We start from the raw sequence: 17,354 nt of genomic DNA on the forward strand, positions 1-17,354 counted from the left end.
ACGGGGGATGCGCGCCACGGCGCGAGCCATGGGCGCGCGCGAGGAAGGGCGATGCGCCCCCCGTCGAAGGCGCCGCGGTGCGGCGATATGCCCGGGTGTGCCGCGCCCGACACGTCCCGGTCGGCCCGGCGGACGGGGGTGCGCGGCACAAGCGGTTGTCCACAGGCCATTCGCAGCGGCCTCGAATCCTCATAAGGTGAGGAGCATTGGAAGCCGGTGCCGGTCGTGAGCCGGTGGTGTGCGCGAGGAGGACTGCGGTGAGCGAGACGAGCCCGAGGCTGCGTGCCGAGCTGGAGGGTATTCCCACCTACAAGCCGGGCAAGCCCGCCGCGGCCGGCGGCCCGGTCGCCTACAAACTGTCCTCGAACGAGAACCCCTATCCGCCGCTTCCGGGCGTGATGCAGAGCGTGACCTCGGCGGCCGCGTCCTTCAACCGCTACCCGGACATGGCGTGCACGGAGCTGACCGCCGAGCTGGCGGAACGTTTCGGGGTGCCGCAGGCCCACGTCGCCACCGGCACGGGGTCGGTCGGCGTCGCACAGCAGCTGCTCCAGGCCACGAGCGGCCCGGGCGACGAGGTGATCTACGCCTGGCGGTCCTTCGAGGCCTACCCGATCATCACCCGGATCAGCGGGGCGACCCCGGTGCAGGTGCCGCTGACCGCGGGCGACGTGCACGACCTGGACGCGATGGCCGCCGCCATCACCGACCGGACCCGGCTGGTCTTCGTCTGCAACCCCAACAACCCGACCGGGACGGTGGTGCGCCGGGCCGAGCTGGAGCGCTTCCTCGACCGGGTGCCCGGCGATGTCCTGGTGGTGCTGGACGAGGCGTACCGGGAGTTCATCCGCGACGCCGACGTCCCGGACGGCGTGGAGCTCTACCGTGACCGGCCGAACGTCTGCGTGCTGCGCACCTTCTCCAAGGCGTACGGCCTGGCCGGGCTGCGGGTGGGGTTCGCGATCGCCCATGAGCCGGTGGCCGCGGCACTGCGCAAGACCGCGGTCCCGTTCGGCGTGAGCCAGCTGGCGCAGGACGCCGCGGTCGCCTCGCTGCGTGCGGAGGACGAACTGCTCGGGCGGGTCGGTGCGCTGGTGGGCGAGCGGACCCGGGTGGTCGACACGCTGCGCTCCCAGGGCTGGACGGTGCCCGAGACCCAGGCGAACTTCGTGTGGCTGCGGCTGGGGGAGCGCACGGTGGACTTCGCGGCCGCCTGCGAACAGGCGGGTGTGGTCGTCCGGCCCTTCGCGGGCGAAGGGGTGCGGGTGACCATCGGTGAGGTCGGGGCGAACGACATCTTCCTGAAGGTGGCCGAGGGGCACCGCGGGTAGTACCTCCGGGGCCCTGCCGACCTGCTGCCGCCACGCGGAGCCGTTTCCCGGCAGGGCCCAGGGAGGGACGGGGGGTGAGGGACCCCCCTCTGTTCAGGGTCGAACTCCTATGCGCCATAATTGCTTGTGAATGTGAACGCGTTCACAAAGTTGCCTGGATTGTCCCCGTGATACGGGGCGAAACAGGTCAAGCTGCCGCTTGACCCCACGGCGATGTAAGGAGAAGACGACGTGGACATAGCTCTGGCACCGGAGACTCTGGCGCGATGGCAGTTCGGTATCACCACCGTCTACCACTTCCTGTTCGTCCCGCTGACCATCTCGCTGGCCGCGCTGACCGCCGGTCTGCAGACCGCCTGGGTGCGCACGGAGAAGGAGAAGTACCTCAGAGCGACCAAGTTCTGGGGCAAGCTGTTCCTGATCAACATCGCGATGGGTGTCGTCACCGGCATCGTCCAGGAGTTCCAGTTCGGCATGAACTGGTCCGACTACTCGCGGTTCGTCGGTGACGTCTTCGGTGCCCCACTCGCGTTCGAGGCCCTCATCGCCTTCTTCTTCGAGTCCACCTTCATCGGGCTGTGGATCTTCGGTTGGGACAAGCTCCCGAAGAGGCTCCATCTGGCCTGCATCTGGATGGTCTCCCTCGGCACCGTCCTGTCGGCGTACTTCATCCTCGCGGCCAACTCCTGGATGCAGCACCCCGTCGGCTACCGGATCAACAAGGCCAAGGGGCGCGCCGAGCTCACCGACTTCTGGCACGTCCTGACCCAGAACACCGCGCTCGCCCAGGCCTTCCACACCCTGACGGCCTCCTTCCTCACGGGGGGCGCGTTCATGGTCGGCATCGCAGCCTTCCATCTGCTGCGCAAGAAGCACATCGCGGTGATGAGGACCTCGCTGCGGCTCGGGCTGATCACCGTGGTCATCGCCGGGCTGCTCACGGCGGTCAGCGGCGATCTGCTCGGCAAGGTCATGTTCAAACAGCAGCCGATGAAGATGGCGGCGGCCGAGGCCCTGTGGGACGGCCAGAAAACCGCCCCGTTCTCGATCTTCGCCTACGGAGACGTGAGCCAGGGGCACAACAGTGTGGAGCTGTCCGTCCCCGGCGTGCTGTCGTTCCTCGCCGACGACGACTTCAGCTCCTACGTGCCCGGCATCAACGACACCAACAAGGCCGAGCAGCAGCGCTTCGGCCCGGGCGACTACCGACCCATCATCCCCGTCACCTTCTGGGGCTTCCGCTGGATGATCGGCTTCGGCATGGCGTCCTTCGCCATCGGGACGGCCGGTCTGTGGCTGACCCGCAAGAAGTTCATGCTGCCGAGCCATCTACGGGTGGGCGAGGACGAGGTGCCCCACCTGGTCCTGTTCACGGGCAAGCCGCTCGGACCGACACTGACCACCTGGTGCTGGCGTGTCGCGGTCTGGACCCTGGGCTTCCCGCTGATCGCGAACTCCTGGGGCTGGATATTCACGGAGATGGGCCGCCAGCCATGGGTCGTCTACGGCGTCCTGCGCACCCGTGACGCCGTCTCCCCCGGTGTCTCCCAGGGCGAGGTCATCACGTCCATGACCGTGTTCACCCTGCTCTACGCGATCCTCGCGGTCATCGAGGTCAGGCTGCTCGTCAAGTACGTCAAGGCCGGACCGCCGGAGCTGACGGAGGCCGACCTCAACCCGCCCACAAGGATCGGCGGCGACCCCCGGGACGCCGACAAGCCGATGGCCTTCTCGTACTAGGCCGAGGGAGCGCTCATCTCATGCAACTTCATGACGTCTGGTTCGTCCTCATCGCGGTTCTGTGGACCGGCTACTTCTTCCTGGAGGGCTTCGACTTCGGAGTCGGGATCCTCACCCGGCTGCTTGCCCGCGACCGGCCCGAGCGGCGTGTGCTGATCAACACGATCGGCCCGGTCTGGGACGGCAACGAGGTATGGCTGCTGAGCGCCGGCGGCGCGACCTTCGCCGCGTTCCCCGACTGGTACGCCACCCTCTTCTCCGGGTTCTATCTGCCGCTCCTGGTCATTCTGGTCAGCCTGATCGTGCGCGGTGTCGCCTTCGAGTACAGGGCGAAGCGGCCCGAGGAGAGCTGGCAGCGCAACTGGGAGATCGCGATCTTCTGGTCCTCGCTGCTCCCGGCCTTCCTGTGGGGTGTGGCCTTCGGCAACATCGTGCGGGGGGTGAAGATCGACCAGCACTTCGACTACGCGGGTACCGTCTGGGATCTGCTCAACCCGTTCGCGCTGCTCGGCGGACTGGTGACGCTGACCCTGTTCACCTTCCACGGCGCGGTGTTCACGGCACTGAAGACCGTCGGTGACATCCGGGAGCGGGCGCGGAAGCTGGCCCTGCGGGTGGGTGCGGCCACGGCCGTCCTGGCGTTGGTCTTCCTCGGCTGGGCACAGGTCGACCGCGGGGACTCCGGGAGCCTGGTCGCCATGATCGTGGCCGTGGTCGCGCTCGCGGCGGCACTCGTGGCGAACCAGGCAGGACGCGAGGGGTGGTCGTTCGCCCTCTCCGGCGTCACCATCGTGGCGACGGTCGCGATGCTCTTCCTGACGCTGTTCCCGAACGTCATGCCCTCCACGCTCAACGCGGACTGGAGTCTGACAGTGAGCAACGCCTCGTCCAGCCCCTACACCCTGAAGATCATGACGTGGTGTGCGGGGATCGCCACTCCGATCGTCCTGCTCTATCAGGGGTGGACCTACTGGGTGTTCCGTCGGCGCATCGGCACGCAACACATCGCCGATTCCGCCGCCGGAGCCGTGCACTGAGTTCTGGTGGGGTGGGGTGTTTCACGTGAAACACCCCACCCTCGACCGGAAGGGCCTGTTTCACGTGAAACCGATCGATTCCCGTCTGCTCCGCTACGCCCGTGGCACCCGCTTCTTCCTGATGGCGGTCATCGGGCTGGGCGCCGTCGCGGCGGCCCTGGTCATCGCCCAGGCGATGCTGATCGCCGATGTGGTGATCGGGGCCTTCCAACGCCACCAGTCGGCCCCGGACCTGCGCACCTCTCTCCTCCTCCTGACGGCCGTCGCGGCCGGCCGGGGACTGGTCGCGTGGCTCACCGAGCTCGCGGCCCATCGGTCGAGCGCAGCCGTGAAGTCCGAGCTGCGGGGACGGCTCCTGGAGCGGGCCTCGGCCCTTGGCCCGAGCCGGCTGGGGCAGCAGCGCACCGGCGCGCTGGTCACCCTGGCCACCCGGGGGATCGACGCCCTGGACGACTACTTCTCACGCTATCTGCCCCAGTTGGGGCTCGCGGTGGTCGTACCGGTGGCGGTGCTCGCCCGTATCGTCACGGAGGACTGGGTCTCGGCAGCGATCATCGTCGCCACCCTCCCCCTGATCCCTCTCTTCATGGTTCTGATCGGCTGGGCCACCCAGTCCCAGATGGACCGCCAGTGGCAGTCGCTGTCCCGGCTGTCCGGCCACTTCCTCGATGTGGTCGCCGGACTGCCCACCCTCAAGGTGTTCGGCCGGGCCAAGGCGCAGGCCGAATCCATCAAGCGGATCACGGGGGACTACCGGCGTGCGACCGTACGGACCCTGCGCATCGCCTTCCTGTCCTCCTTCGCGCTGGAGCTGCTCGCCACCATCTCGGTGGCGCTCGTCGCGGTGACGATCGGCATGCGGCTCGTCCACGGGGAGATGGACCTGTACACCGGGCTGGTCATCCTGGTGCTGGCGCCGGAGGCCTATCTGCCGCTGAGGCAGGTGGGCGCGCAGTACCACGCGGCCGCCGAGGGGCTCTCCGCGGCCGAGGAACTGTTCGCCGTGCTGGAGACGCCCGTGCCGGTGCCCGGCACGCAGCTTCTGCCCGCCGGTGGGATCGCCTTCGAGGACGTGACCGTGCGGTATCCGGAGCGCACGTCCGACGCGTTGTCGGAGCTGTCGCTGACGGTCGGCCCCGGTGAGACGGTCGCTCTCGTCGGCCCCAGCGGGTCCGGCAAGTCGACCCTGCTGAACGTGCTGCTCGGGTTCGTGCCGGTCACTGAGGGGCGGGTACGGGTCGGGGGCGTCGATCTCGCCTCGGCCGACCTGGAGGAATGGCGTTCACGGATCGCGTGGGTGCCGCAGCGCCCGCATCTGTTCGCGGGCACCGTCGCGGAGAACGTCCGGCTGGCCCGGCCGGACGCGGACGACGCGGCGGTCGACCGTGCGCTGGCGGATGCCGGAGCGCTGGAGTTCGTCGGAGCGCTGCCGGCCGGCACGGCCACGGTGCTCGGTGAGGACGGGGCGGGACTGTCCGCCGGGCAGCGCCAACGCCTCGCTCTCGCCCGCGCGTTCCTCGCCGACCGGCCGGTCCTGCTGCTGGACGAGCCGACGGCGTCCCTGGACGGGGCGACGGAGGCGGAGGTCGTCGAGGCCGTGCGCCGACTGGCCGCCGGCCGGACGGTGCTGCTGGTGGTGCACCGGCCGGCGCTGCTCGGGGTGGCCGACCGGGTCGTGCGGCTCGACCTGGAGGAGCACGACCCGGCACCGCGCACCGGGGCCCGGGCCGGGGGTGTGCCGTCACCCCGCAGCGAGGCAGCCGTCGTGGTGCCGGACGGCGGCGACGGCGAGATGTCCACCGGCTCCTCGACGGCGGGGCGGGGCGGTGCCCTCGCCCGGGTCCGCGCCATGGCGGGCCCCCGTCGCGGCCGGTTCGCGCTCGCCCTGCTGCTCGGCACTCTCGCGCTCGGCAGCGCCGTCGGCCTGATGGCCACGTCCGGCTGGCTGATCTCACGAGCCTCGCAGCAGCCGCCCGTGCTCTATCTGATGGTCGCCGTGACGGCCACGCGCACGTTCGGTATCGGCCGGGCCGTGTTCCGGTACGCGGAGCGGCTCGTGTCGCACGACGCGGTGCTGCGGATGCTGGCGGACACCCGGGTCGCCGTGTACCGGCGTCTGGAACGGCTGGCCCCGGCCGGGCTGAGGGCCACGCGGCGTGGTGATCTGCTGTCGCGGCTGGTCAACGATGTGGACACGTTGCAGGACTACTGGCTGCGCTGGCTGCTGCCCGTGGGAACGGCGCTGGCCGTGTCGGCCGGCTCCATCGGGTTCACCGCGTGGCTGCTGCCGGAGGCCGGCGGTGTCCTGGCCGCCGGGCTGCTGGCGGCGGGTGTCGGCGTGCCGCTGGTGACCGCCGCCGTGGCTCGCCGTGCGGAGCGCAGGCTGGCTCCCGCTCGGGGAGAACTGGCGACCCGGGTGACCGATCTGCTCACGGGCACGGCCGAACTGACGGTCGCGGGGGCACTGACCGAACGGCGGGCCAGGGCGCGCCGTGCCGACGGGGTGCTCACCCGGATCGCCTCCCGCGCGGCGGCGGCCACCGCCCTCGGCGACGGACTCACCGCGCTGGTGACCGGACTGACCGTCGCCGCGGCCGCTCTCGTGGGGGCTCAAGCCGTTGCCGACGGCAGGCTCGGGGGTGTCGTCACGGCCGTCGTGGTCCTGACACCACTGGCCGCGTTCGAGGCGGTCGCGGGGCTGCCGACGGCCGTCCAGCACCGCCAGCGGGTGCGCAGGAGTGCCGAGCGGATCCACGAGGTGCTGGACAGTCCCGAGCCCGTGCGTGAGCCCGAGCGTCCGCGGCAGGCGCCCGCCTCGCCCTTCCCGCTGGTGCTGGACGGACTGACCGCGCGTCATGACGGGCAGCGGGACCAGGCGCTCCGCGGCTTCGGGCTGACACTCGAGCAGGGGCGCAGGGTCGCCGTCGTCGGTGCCTCGGGTGCGGGCAAGACGACGCTCGCCCAGGTCCTGCTGCGGTTCCTGGACGCTGAGAGCGGCAGCTACACGGTGGGGGGCACGGACGCGCACACGCTCGACGGCGACGACGTCCGGCGGCTGGTGGGGCTGTGCGCCCAGGACGCACACCTCTTCGACAGCTCGGTACGGGAGAACCTGCTGCTCGCACGGAAGGACGCGAGTGAGCGGCAGTTGCGCGACGCGCTCGGACGGGCGCGGCTCCTGGAGTGGGTCGAGGGGCTGCCGGACGGCCTCGACACGCTGATCGGGGAACACGGCGCGAGGCTGTCCGGCGGGCAGCGGCAGCGGCTCGCCCTGGCGCGTGCGCTGCTCGCCGACTTTCCCGTGCTGGTCCTCGACGAGCCCGCGGAGCATCTCGACCTGCCGACGGCCGACGCGCTCACGGCCGATCTGCTGGCCGCGACCGAGGGGCGTACGACGGTGCTGATCACCCATCGGATGGCGGGACTTGAGGCGGTCGACGAGGTGGTGGTGCTGGCGGAGGGGCGCGTGGTGCAGCGGGGCACGTTCGAGGAGCTCAGCGCGACGGAGGGGCCGTTGCGCGGGATGGTGGAGCGAGAGATGTCCTGCGACGCGGTGTGAACCGCTGCGGTTCGACGGGCCTCGCACGGGCGCCCGCGGCCGTGGTGGCCAAGGCACTCCGGTGGGGGATGGCGATCGGCCGATCGTGGTGCTTTCTTGGGCCGGCCGTGGGACGTCGGCAGGACGGTGGAGGCGACACGGGTCACGATCGTTGACATGCGATCATTTCACCGTTTTCTCCTGGTTCTCTCCCTCTCCCTGTGCACGGCCGCGGCGCTGCCCGAGTGGTCCGCCGCGGCGGCCGGAGGCGGGACGTCGGGCGTGGGCGCGGACAGCGGGATCAGCGCCCGGGTGGCGCGCCTGTCCGCGGACACGGTCACCCTGACCCGGCAGTACGAGACGGGACGCCGCGACGCCGCGCGCCAGGAGGCGATAGCGTGGCGCGACCAGCGGCTTCTCGCCGGGGAGCACCGACTGACAGCCGTTCTGCACATGGACCTCGGCACCATCCTGCGCGCCGAGGACCAGCGGGGCGGGGCGGCTCCCGATGTCCTGCGTGCCCTGCACCCGGACGACAAGCAGGAACTGACCCGGGATCACGCCCCCCTCGCACAGGGGGACCTCGCCCTCGGGGACGCGACGATGAGGAGCCGCCTGGTGGAGGCGGGCATCGCCGAGGAGGGAGCGCGGGCCTCGGCGCGGTGGCGGGAGCTGCGGAAGAGGACCACGCGGTTGGCCACGACGCGGCGGACGCTTCTGGCGCGACTGGAGGCGGCGCGGTGGACCCTGCAGAGGCAGGCCGACGCGTCCGCGGCGGCGGGAAAGTGCCGGGGAGCCGTCCGCTTGGGGCTCCCGGGGCGCAGGGCCGCCCGCCCGTGGGTGACACCGGTGGACGACTACCGGCTCACCGCGGGCTTCGGCAACGGCGGTGAGCACTGGGCGCACCGGCACACCGGCCAGGACTTCGCGGTGCCCATCGGGACGCCCGTGCGGGCGGCGGGGGCCGGCTCGGTGGTGCGGGTGACCTGCGGGGGCGCGTTCGGCATCGAGATCGTGATCAAGCACGCGGCCGGCTGCTACACCCAGTACGCCCACCTCGCCGCCGTCACCATCGACCCGGGTGACCGGGTGAGGACCGGCCAGTGGATCGGGCAGTCGGGGACGACGGGCAACTCGACCGGGCCGCATGTGCACTTCGAGGTGCGCATCACCCCGCAGTTCGGCTCGGGCGTGGATCCCCTCCCCTGGCTGAAGGCCCACGGAGTGAAGGTGTGAACCGGGGCGCGGGCGCCCCGGACCGACCTACGGCCGTGCCGCGAGGAACTCCTCGACGACCACGGCGACCCCGTCCTCGTTGTTGGCGACCGTCCGCCCCGAGGCGGCGGCCACGGCGTCCGGGTGCGCGTTGCCCATGGCGTAGGACCGGCCCGCCCAGGTGAGCATCTCCACGTCGTTCGGCATGTCGCCGAAGGCGACGACCTCCTCGGGGGAGATCCCGCGCTCGGCGCAGCACAGCGCGAGCGTGCTGGCCTTGGAGACGCCGGGCCCGCTGATCTCCAGCAGGGCGCTGGGGCTGGAACGGGTGATGGTCGCGTGGTCGCCGACGGCGAGGCGGGCCCGGGCGAGGAAGACGTCCGGGTCCAGTTCGGGGTGGAAGGCGAGGATCTTCAGGATCGGCTCCCCCGCGCCGGGCGCGTCCGGGGCGAGCAGCTGCTCGGCGGGTGCGAGGTGGTCCGGGATCTCCATGTGGAGCTTGGGGTAGGACGGTTCCTGGTAGAAGCCGTAGGTCTGCTCGATGGCGTAGACGGTGCCCGGTGCGGCGTCCCGCAGCAGGCGTACGGCTTCGAGCGCGTTCGCGCGGGGCAGTTCCCGCACCTTGACGAAGCGGTGGGCGCCGGGCCCGCCGTGCAGGTCGACCACCGCGGCGCCGTTGCCGCAGATCGCCAGGCCGTGGCCGTGGACGTGGTCGCTGACGACATCCATCCAGCGAGCCGGGCGGCCCGTGACGAAGAACACCTCCACGCCGGCCGCCTCGGCCGCGGCCAGCGCGGCGACCGTGCGCTCGGAGACCGACTTGTCGTCGCGCAGGAGGGTGCCGTCGAGATCTGTCGCGATCAACCGGGGCGGCACTGCGGGGGCCGGGGTGGCGGGCTTCTCGGGCTGTCGGGTCGCTGAGGTCACGGGCCTCATTCTCGCGCATATGCCCGTACGGGCGTACGAGGGTGCGGGCGACCGGATGGTGACACTCCTCACCCGTGAGCGCACCCACCGTCACGATCAGGCCAGCTGTGCGGGCGCTTCCAGGGCGATCCGCTCGAAGACCTTCACATCCGCGGCGAAGTCGGAGTCGGGGATCGGCCAGTGCAGGACGATGTCCGTGAAGCCCAGTTCCTGGTGCCGGCCGGCGAAGTCGACGAAGGCGTCCAGGGACTCCAGGGGCCGGCCGCGGTCCGGGGTGAAGCCGGTGAGCAGGACCTTGTCCAGCTCCGTCACGTCGCGGCCGATCGCGGCGCACGCGCCGGCCAGCTTCTCGGTCTGGGCGCGCAGGGCCGCCACGGACTGCTCCGGGGTGCCGTCCTCGTACAGCTTCGGGTCCCCGGTCGTCACCCACGCCTGGCCGTGGCGCGCGGCGAGCCTCAGGCCGCGCGGCCCGGTCGCGGCGACCGCGAACGGCAGCCGGGGCCGCTGGACGCAGCCGGGTATGTTCCGCGCCTCGTGCGCGGAGTAGTGGGTGCCCTCGTGGGTGACGGAGTCCTCGCTGAGCAGCCGGTCGAGCAGGGGGACGAACTCGGCGAGCCGGTCGGCGCGCTCACGCGGGCTCCAGGGCTCCTGGCCGAGCGCGGTGGCGTCGAAGCCGGTGCCGCCCGCGCCGACGCCCAGGGTGATCCGGCCGCCGGAGATGTCGTCCAGGGAGATCAGCTCCTTGGCCAGGGTGACCGGGTGCCGGAAGTTCGGCGAGGTCACCAGGGTGCCCAGGCGCAGCCAGTCGGTGGCTGCCGCGGCGGCGGTGAGCGTCGGGATAGCGCCGAACCAGGGCCCGTCGCGGAAGGAACGCCACGAGAGGTGGTCGTAGGTGTACGCGGTGTGAAAGCCGAGCTGTTCCGCGCGCTGCCAAGCGGAACGCCCGCCCTGGTGCCAGCGGACGTACGGCAGGATCACGGTGCTCAGACGCAGACTCATGGTTCGAGCGTAAGCGAAGCCGCACGATCACAGGTCTGTGTCAGTGGGGGCCTGGAAAGCGCAGGTAGCCCGGGGGCACCGTTCTGGTGAGCCATACGCCGTTGGCGCTGAAGTGGAAGACGTGTCCGTCGCGGTGCATGGCGCCCGTGTCCACGGTGAGGACGACCGGACGGCCTCGGCGGGCCCCGACGCGCGTGGCGGTCTCACGGTCCGCCGACAGGTGTACGTCGTGCCGGTTCATCGGCCGCAGTCCCTGAGCGCGGATCGCGTCCAGGGCGCCCGCCACGGTCCCGTGGTGGAGGTGCGCGGGCGGGGTCGCCTCGGGCAGTCCCAGCTCGACGTCGATGCTGTGGCCCTGGCTGGCGCGGATACGGCCGCCCTCGACCGCGAAGCGCTGCTTGTCGTTGGTGGCGACCACATGGTCCAGCTCCGCGCGCGTGACGGGGAAGCCGTGCGCGTCCATCGCGGCGAGCAGCGCGTCGATCCCCACCCAGCCGCCCTCCTCGAGCGTGAGCCCGATCCGTTCCGGCTGATGCCGCAGGTGCTTCGAGAGGTACTTCGACACCTTCACGGTGCGTCTCTCGTCCTTCCCTTCCGTCATGCCTCCAGAGTGCGGGAGCGACGCGGATCACGCACATGGATTTTCGCTCGGAGGTTTGATCCACAGCCAAGTACGGTTATCCACAGCTCACTTGACGCTTCTGTGGACAACTCCGTTGCGTGATGACCCAGTTCGTCAACTGTGCGTGCTTTGGGCGTGAGTGGTGCCTGTCCGGGCAATCCCGCTACGCCACAGGTCTGTTGGATGCGTTCAACCGATCAGAACTGACGCATCGTCATATCGATTCACCACGGTGGATCCAGACGGGCGAGACCTCGCAACAGACCGGGAGAGACACGGGAGATGAGCCGCGCGCCCCGCGCCTCCGGTGTGACCGGCACAACTGCCTGGTTCCGTACGACGGCTCGCAGCACCGCGTCCGCCACCTTCCGCGGGGGATAGCCGCGCATCCCGTACAGCCGCGCCGCCCTCCTGCGGCGCCGCTTCTCCTCGGCGGCGTCAACGCCGGTGAAGCGCGCGGTGGATGTGATGCCGGTGTCGACGATGCCGGGGCAGATCGCGGAGACCCCGATCTCCTTGCCGGCCAGCTCCGCGCGCAGGCACTCGCTGAGCATCAGCACCGCCGCCTTGGACGTGCTGTAGGCGGGAAGCGTCCTCGACGGCTGGAACGCCGCGGCGGAAGCGATGTTGACGATGTGGCCGCCCTGCCCGCGTACGGCCATCTGCCTCCCGAAGAGCCGGCAGCCGTGGACGACGCCCCACAGGTTGACGCCGAGGACCTCGCGCCAGTCCTCGGTGGAGGTGTCGAGGAACGAACCGGCAAGCCCGATACCGGCGTTGTTCACCAGAACGTCGACCACCCCGTACTCGGCCGCGACCCTCTCGGCGAGCTTCTCCATGGCCTGTTCGTCGCCGACGTCGACCGTCTCCGCCCACGCCCGGGCGGCGCCGCTGCGCCGGGCCAAATCGGCTACCTGGGCTGCCGCTTGCGCGTCCCGGTCGACGACCACCACCCGCGCTCCGGCCTCGGCGAAGGCCAACGCGGTGGCCCGCCCGATGCCGCTGCCCGCGCCGGTGACGAGAACCAACTGCCCGCCGAACCGGTCCGCGTGCGGTCCCGTCGCCCTGAGTGCACTGGTCCCGCTGTCCACTGAGGTCGCGAACTCGGATATCCAGGAGGCCAGTTGGTCGGGCCTGGTGCGCGGGACCCAGTGCTTGGCGGGCAGGGTGCGCCGGGTCAGCCGCGGCGCCCAGGCCTCCAGGCCGTCGTAGAGCCGCTGGGACAGGAAGGCGTCGCCGAGCGGGGTGATCAGCTGCACGGGCACGTGTGCGTACGCGTCGGTGCGCGGGCGGCCGAGCCTGGCCCGTACGTTGTCGCGGTACAGCCAGGCCCCGTTCGCCGCGTCCCTGGGCAGCGAGGAGGTGGGGTAGTCGCCTGCGGGCACCTTCTCGAGGCGCTGGAGGATCTTCGGCCAGCGCGTGCCGAGGGGGCCGCGCCAGGCGAGCTCCGGCAGCGCCGGCGTGTGCAGCAGGTACACGTACCAGGACTTCGCTCCCTGGCCCAGCAGTTGGCCCACCCGGCGCGGAGTGGGGCGGGTCGTCCGCTGCTTGATCCAGTGCCCGAAATGGTCGAGCGAGGGCCCGGACATCGACGTGAAGGACGCGATGCGGCCCTTGGTGCGCGCGACGGTGGCGAACTCCCAGGACTGCACCGAACCCCAGTCGTGCCCGACCAGATGCACCGGCCGGTCCGGGCTGACGGCGTCGACGACCGCGAGGAAGTCGTCCGTCAGCTTCTCCAGGGTGAACCCGCCGCGCAGCGGCTTCGGCGCCGTGGACCGGCCGTGGCCGCGGACGTCGTACAGCACGACATGGAAGCGGTCCGCCAGGCGCGCGGCGACCTCGGACCAGACCTCCTTGCTGTCCGGATAGCCGTGCACGAGGACCACCGTGGGCGCTTCCGGGTCGCCCAGCTCGGCGACGCACAGCTCGATTTCGCCGGTCCGTATCCGGCGCTCGCGCGCCCCCTGGAGAGTCGTCATGCCACCGCCCACCCGTCCGCGCCCCTCGCGCTACGCACCCGTAACGTGACATCGGAGAATCTCGCAGTTGTTAGAGATCCCGTCAACAGCATCACTCTGCGCGTGGACAACCCGGGGCACAGGCCCCGGGCGCGGTTCGACCTCAGGGGGATCCCTCCGGGGCCGTACTACTGGAGTCTGATGCCAAGACGGCTCTGGGGTCTGACGACCGGCGTGGTCCGGGTCACTACCGTCGAGGACGTGACTGTGATCGCGACCGAAAGCCTGAGCAAGCGGTTCCCCAGGGTGACCGCCCTTGACCGGCTCTCCCTGGACATCGGACCCGGAGTGACGGGGCTCGTCGGTGCCAACGGGGCCGGCAAATCCACACTGATCAAGATCCTGCTGGGTCTGTCCCCCGCCACCGAGGGCCGCGCCGAGGTGCTCGGGCTGGACGTCGCCACCAAGGGCGGCGCCATCCGCGAGCGCGTCGGGTACATGCCGGAGCACGACTGCCTGCCGCCGGACGTGTCGGCCACGGAGTTCGTGGTCCACATGGCGCGCATGTCCGGCCTGCCCCCGGCCGCCGCCCGTGAGCGCACCGCGGACACCCTGCGCCACGTCGGCCTGTACGAGGAGCGCTACCGGCCCATCGGCGGCTACTCCACCGGCATGAAGCAGCGCGTCAAGCTCGCCCAGGCCCTGGTGCACGACCCGCAGCTGGTCTTCCTGGACGAGCCGACCAACGGTCTCGACCCGGTCGGCCGTGACGAGATGCTCGGCCTCATCCGCCGCGTCCACACCGACTTCGGCATCTCGGTCCTGGTCACCTCGCATCTGCTGGGCGAGCTGGAGCGCACCTGCGACCACGTCGTCGTGGTCGACGGCGGCAAGCTGCTGCGCTCCAGCTCCACCCGCGACTTCACCCAGACCACCACGACCCTCGCGATCGAGGTCACCGACTCCGACGCACACCCCGACGGCACCCAGGCGGTGCGCGACGCGCTCCAGGCGCGCGGGGTGAGCACCCAGGACGACGGCGGCGGCCTGCCGGGCGCCGGGCGCGTCCTGCTGCTGACCGGCCAGGGCGACCAGACGTACGACCTCATCAGGGACGTCGTCGCCGACCTGGGCCTGGGCCTGGTCCGCATGGAGCAGCGCAGGCACCAGATCGCGGAGGTCTTCACGAACGAGGACGAGCAGCGGAAGGAGGCGATCGGCCATGGCGGTTGAGCAGCCCGCGGCCCGTGAGGCCGAGCAGACCCGGATCCACAACATCGGCTACCGCGCGTACGACGGCCCGCGCCTCGGCCGCGCCTACGCCCGGCGCTCCCTCTACTCCCAGTCCCTGCGCGGCGCCTACGGCCTCGGCCGGTCGGTGAAGTCCAAGGTGCTGCCGATGCTGCTGTTCGTGGTCATGTGCGCGCCCGCACTGATCATGGTGGCGGTCGCCGTCGCGACCAAGGCGAAGGACCTGCCTGTCCCCTACACGCGGTACGCGATCATCATGCAGGCCCTCATCGGCCTGTACGTCGCCTCGCAGGCACCCCAGTCCGTCTCCCGCGACCTGCGCTTCAAGACCGTTCCGCTGTACTTCTCGCGGCCGATCGAGACCGCCGACTACGTCCGGGCCAAGTTCGCCGCGCTCGCCTCGGCCATGTTCCTGCTGACGTCCACGCCGCTGCTCGTGCTCTACGTGGGCGCGCTCCTGGCCAAGCTCGACTTCGCGCACCAGACCAAGGGGTTCGCCGAGGGACTGGTCTCCGTGGCCCTGCTGTCCCTGCTGTTCTCGGGCATCGGCCTGGTCATCGCCGCCACCACACCCCGGCGGGGCTTCGGCATCGCCGCCGTGATCGCCGTCCTGGTCATCTCCTACGGTGCCGTCTCCACGATCCAGGCCATCGCCGTCGTGCACTCGGGCAACTCGAACACCGCGTTGTGGATGGGCCTGTTCTCGCCCATCACGCTGATCGACGGCGTCCAGACGGCCTTCCTCGGCGCGGTCTCGTCCTACCCCGGAGGCCACGGCCCCTCGGCCGCTCAGGGAGTCGTCTTCCTCCTCGTCCTCCTGGGGCTCATCGCGGGCAGCTACGGTCTGCTGGTGCGCCGCTACCGAAAGGCCGGACTGTGACCACGCTCTCCATCGACCACGTCTCCCGCTGGTTCGGCAACGTGGTCGCCGTCAACGACGTCACGATGACCATCGGCCCCGGCGTCACCGGCCTGCTCGGCCCGAACGGAGCCGGGAAGTCCACCCTCATCAACATGATGGGCGGCTTCCTCGCCCCCTCCACCGGCACCGTCACCCTCGACGGGGAGGCCGTGTGGCGCAACGAGGAGATCTACCGGCGGATCGGCATCGTCCCCGAGCGGGAGGCGATGTACGACTTCCTCACCGGCCGCGAGTTCGTCGTCGCCAACGCCGAGCTGCACGGGCTCACCGCGAAGGAGGCCGCGCGCGCCCTCGCCACGGTCGAGATGGAGTACGCGCAGGACCGGAAGATCTCCACGTACTCCAAGGGCATGCGCCAGCGCGTGAAGATGGCGTCCGCCCTGGTGCACGACCCGTCCCTGCTGCTGCTCGACGAGCCGTTCAACGGCATGGACCCCCGCCAGCGCATGCAGCTCATGGACCTGCTGAGGCGGATGGGTGCCGAGGGGCGCACGGTGCTCTTCTCGTCCCACATCCTCGAGGAGGTCGAGCAACTCGCCTCGCACATCGAGGTGATCGTCGCCGGACGGCACGCGGCGAGCGGTGACTTCCGCAAGATCCGCCGGCTGATGACCGACCGCCCCCACCGCTATCTCGTGCGCTCCAGCGACGACCGGGCGCTCGCCGCCGCGCTGATCGCCGACCCGTCGACCTCCGGGATCGAGGTCGACCTCGGTGAGGGCGCGCTGCGCGTCCAGGCGGTCGACTTCGGCAGGTTCACGGCGCTGCTGCCCAAGGTCGCGCGCGACCAGGGGATCCGCCTGCTGACGGTGTCACCGTCCGACGAGTCCCTTGAGTCCGTCTTCTCGTATCTCGTCGCGGCGTAGGAGGCCGAAGATGTACGACCCCACAGTCGCCCGGCTCACCTATCGTGGCCTGCTCGGCCGCCGCCGGGCCTTCATCCTCGGCGCGCTGCCCGTGCTGCTGCTCGTGATCTCCTCGGTCGTCCGGGCGCTGACCGGCGCCGACGACCAGGTCGCCCACGACGTCCTCGGCGGATTCGCCCTCGCGACGATGGTGCCGCTCATCGGCGTCATCGCCGGCACCGGTGCGATCGGGCCCGAGATCGACGACGGCTCGGTGGTGTACCTGCTGGCCAAGCCGGTGAAGCGGTCCACGATCATCTTCACCAAGCTGATCGTCGCGATCGCGGTCACGATGGCGTTCTCGGCCCTGCCCACGTTCGTCGCGGGCATGATCCTCAACGGCAACGGGCAGCAGATCGCGGTCGCCTACACCGTCGCCGCGCTGGTCGCCTCCATCGCGTACGCCGCGCTGTTCCTGCTGCTCGGCACGGTGAGCCGGCACGCCGTGGTCTTCGGCCTCGTCTACGCGCTGGTCTGGGAGGCGCTCTTCGGGTCGCTGGTCTCCGGGGCGCGCACGCTCAGTGTCCAGCAGTGGGCTCTCGCGGTGGCCCAGAAGGTGTCCCACAGCGCGCTGGTCACCTCGGACGTGAAGCTGCCCACGGCGACGGTGCTGCTGGTCCTGGTGACCGTGGCCGCCACCTGGTACGCGGGGCGGAGGCTGCGGGCGCTGACGCTGGCGGGCGAGGAGTAGGCCGCGCCACGGCGCGGTGCGGTTCCGGGGGGTGCGGCCGTGGGTGGCCGTACCCCCCTCGCGCGTGCCCGGCCGGGCACGTTGCCGGGTGCGGGTACGTCGTGGCCGCGAGGGGTAGGGGCGCGGGGAACCGCGCACAGGTCCGGTCGGGCCGCGCGGAAAACCGGTGGTCTTCTCGGGGCTCCCACGGCACAGTGGAGTCGTTGCACCGCGCC

13 protein-coding genes are annotated in these 17,354 nt (G+C 70.9%); 9 read left to right on the forward strand and 4 right to left on the reverse strand.

All coding sequences use genetic code 11. From position 1 onward, the window contains the following. Positions 1 to 257: 257 nt before the first annotated feature. The 5 genes from hisC (at position 258) to AB0C59_RS29510 (ending at position 8,882) form a co-directional block, all read left to right on the forward strand. Positions 258 to 1,331, forward strand: a complete 1,074-nt coding sequence (hisC, locus tag AB0C59_RS29490; protein WP_363009936.1) for a histidinol-phosphate transaminase — start codon at positions 258 to 260, stop codon at positions 1,329 to 1,331. Positions 1,332 to 1,562: 231 nt separating this feature from the next. Continuing rightward, entirely contained in the window at positions 1,563 to 3,071 is a 1,509-nt protein-coding gene (locus AB0C59_RS29495; protein WP_363009938.1) for a cytochrome ubiquinol oxidase subunit I, read from the forward strand. A gap of 20 nt (positions 3,072 to 3,091) precedes the next feature. After that, entirely contained in the window at positions 3,092 to 4,108 is a 1,017-nt protein-coding gene (gene cydB, locus AB0C59_RS29500; RefSeq protein ID WP_363009940.1) for a cytochrome d ubiquinol oxidase subunit II, read from the forward strand. Between the two features lie 64 nt (positions 4,109 to 4,172). Further along, positions 4,173 to 7,667: a thiol reductant ABC exporter subunit CydD gene (gene cydD / locus AB0C59_RS29505; protein ID WP_363009942.1), complete on the forward strand. Its 3,495-nt coding sequence runs from the start codon at positions 4,173 to 4,175 to the stop codon at positions 7,665 to 7,667. 156 nt (positions 7,668 to 7,823) lie between these two features. Next, positions 7,824 to 8,882, forward strand: a complete 1,059-nt coding sequence (locus tag AB0C59_RS29510) for a M23 family metallopeptidase (protein WP_363009944.1) — start codon at positions 7,824 to 7,826, stop codon at positions 8,880 to 8,882. Positions 8,883 to 8,909: 27 nt separating this feature from the next. Here AB0C59_RS29510 and AB0C59_RS29515 read toward each other — a convergent pair whose 3' ends face one another. From AB0C59_RS29515 to AB0C59_RS29530, 4 genes are all read right to left on the reverse strand, one after another. Then, positions 8,910 to 9,788, reverse strand: coding sequence for an HAD hydrolase family protein (locus AB0C59_RS29515; protein WP_363009946.1), 879 nt, complete (start codon positions 9,786 to 9,788; stop codon positions 8,910 to 8,912). Between the two features lie 96 nt (positions 9,789 to 9,884). Then, positions 9,885 to 10,787 (reverse strand): LLM class flavin-dependent oxidoreductase, encoded by a 903-nt coding sequence (locus AB0C59_RS29520; RefSeq protein ID WP_363009948.1) that lies wholly within the window; start codon positions 10,785 to 10,787, stop codon positions 9,885 to 9,887. 40 nt (positions 10,788 to 10,827) lie between these two features. Then, positions 10,828 to 11,388 carry an RNA 2'-phosphotransferase gene (locus AB0C59_RS29525; protein WP_363009950.1) on the reverse strand — a complete coding sequence of 187 codons (561 nt, stop codon included), beginning with the start codon at positions 11,386 to 11,388 and terminating at the stop codon, positions 10,828 to 10,830. 245 nt (positions 11,389 to 11,633) lie between these two features. Next, complete coding sequence (locus tag AB0C59_RS29530) at positions 11,634 to 13,391, reverse strand: SDR family oxidoreductase (RefSeq protein ID WP_363009952.1); 1,758 nt, start codon at positions 13,389 to 13,391, stop codon at positions 11,634 to 11,636. A gap of 246 nt (positions 13,392 to 13,637) precedes the next feature. Here AB0C59_RS29530 and AB0C59_RS29535 point away from each other — a divergent pair, with 246 nt between their 5' ends. From AB0C59_RS29535 to AB0C59_RS29550, 4 genes are read left to right on the forward strand one after another with little or no spacing between them, the layout of a single operon-like run. Next, positions 13,638 to 14,603, forward strand: coding sequence for an ABC transporter ATP-binding protein (locus AB0C59_RS29535; protein WP_363010026.1), 966 nt, complete (start codon positions 13,638 to 13,640; stop codon positions 14,601 to 14,603). Then, on the forward strand, positions 14,593 to 15,501 hold the full coding sequence (locus AB0C59_RS29540) for an ABC transporter permease (RefSeq protein ID WP_363009954.1): 909 nt from the start codon (positions 14,593 to 14,595) through the stop codon (positions 15,499 to 15,501). The genes AB0C59_RS29535 and AB0C59_RS29540 overlap by 11 nt, the downstream gene beginning before the upstream one ends. Next, the gene (locus AB0C59_RS29545) at positions 15,498 to 16,409 is read left to right on the forward strand and encodes an ABC transporter ATP-binding protein (RefSeq protein ID WP_363009956.1); all 912 of its coding nucleotides are present in this window, start codon (positions 15,498 to 15,500) and stop codon (positions 16,407 to 16,409) included. The genes AB0C59_RS29540 and AB0C59_RS29545 overlap by 4 nt, the downstream gene beginning before the upstream one ends. 10 nt (positions 16,410 to 16,419) lie before the next feature. Beyond that, on the forward strand, positions 16,420 to 17,139 hold the full coding sequence (locus tag AB0C59_RS29550) for an ABC transporter permease (protein WP_363009958.1): 720 nt from the start codon (positions 16,420 to 16,422) through the stop codon (positions 17,137 to 17,139). Positions 17,140 to 17,354 lie beyond the last annotated feature (215 nt).

Source organism: Streptomyces sp. NPDC048664 (genome assembly GCF_040650555.1).
Taxonomy (GTDB): Bacteria; Actinomycetota; Actinomycetes; order Streptomycetales; family Streptomycetaceae; genus Streptomyces.

What these genes read in the sequence shown, in the direction of transcription:
- AB0C59_RS29525 (WP_363009950.1), bottom strand. Translation starts at nt 11,388, where the DNA reads ATGACGGAAGGGAAGGACGAGAGACGCACCGTGAAGGTGTCGAAGTAC.
- AB0C59_RS29510 (WP_363009944.1), top strand. Translation starts at nt 7,824, where the DNA reads ATGCGATCATTTCACCGTTTTCTCCTGGTTCTCTCCCTCTCCCTGTGC.
- cydB (WP_363009940.1), top strand. Translation starts at nt 3,092, where the DNA reads ATGCAACTTCATGACGTCTGGTTCGTCCTCATCGCGGTTCTGTGGACC.
- AB0C59_RS29520 (WP_363009948.1), bottom strand. Translation starts at nt 10,787, where the DNA reads ATGAGTCTGCGTCTGAGCACCGTGATCCTGCCGTACGTCCGCTGGCAC.
- AB0C59_RS29550 (WP_363009958.1), top strand. Translation starts at nt 16,420, where the DNA reads ATGTACGACCCCACAGTCGCCCGGCTCACCTATCGTGGCCTGCTCGGC.
- AB0C59_RS29530 (WP_363009952.1), bottom strand. Translation starts at nt 13,391, where the DNA reads ATGACGACTCTCCAGGGGGCGCGCGAGCGCCGGATACGGACCGGCGAA.
- AB0C59_RS29540 (WP_363009954.1), top strand. Translation starts at nt 14,593, where the DNA reads ATGGCGGTTGAGCAGCCCGCGGCCCGTGAGGCCGAGCAGACCCGGATC.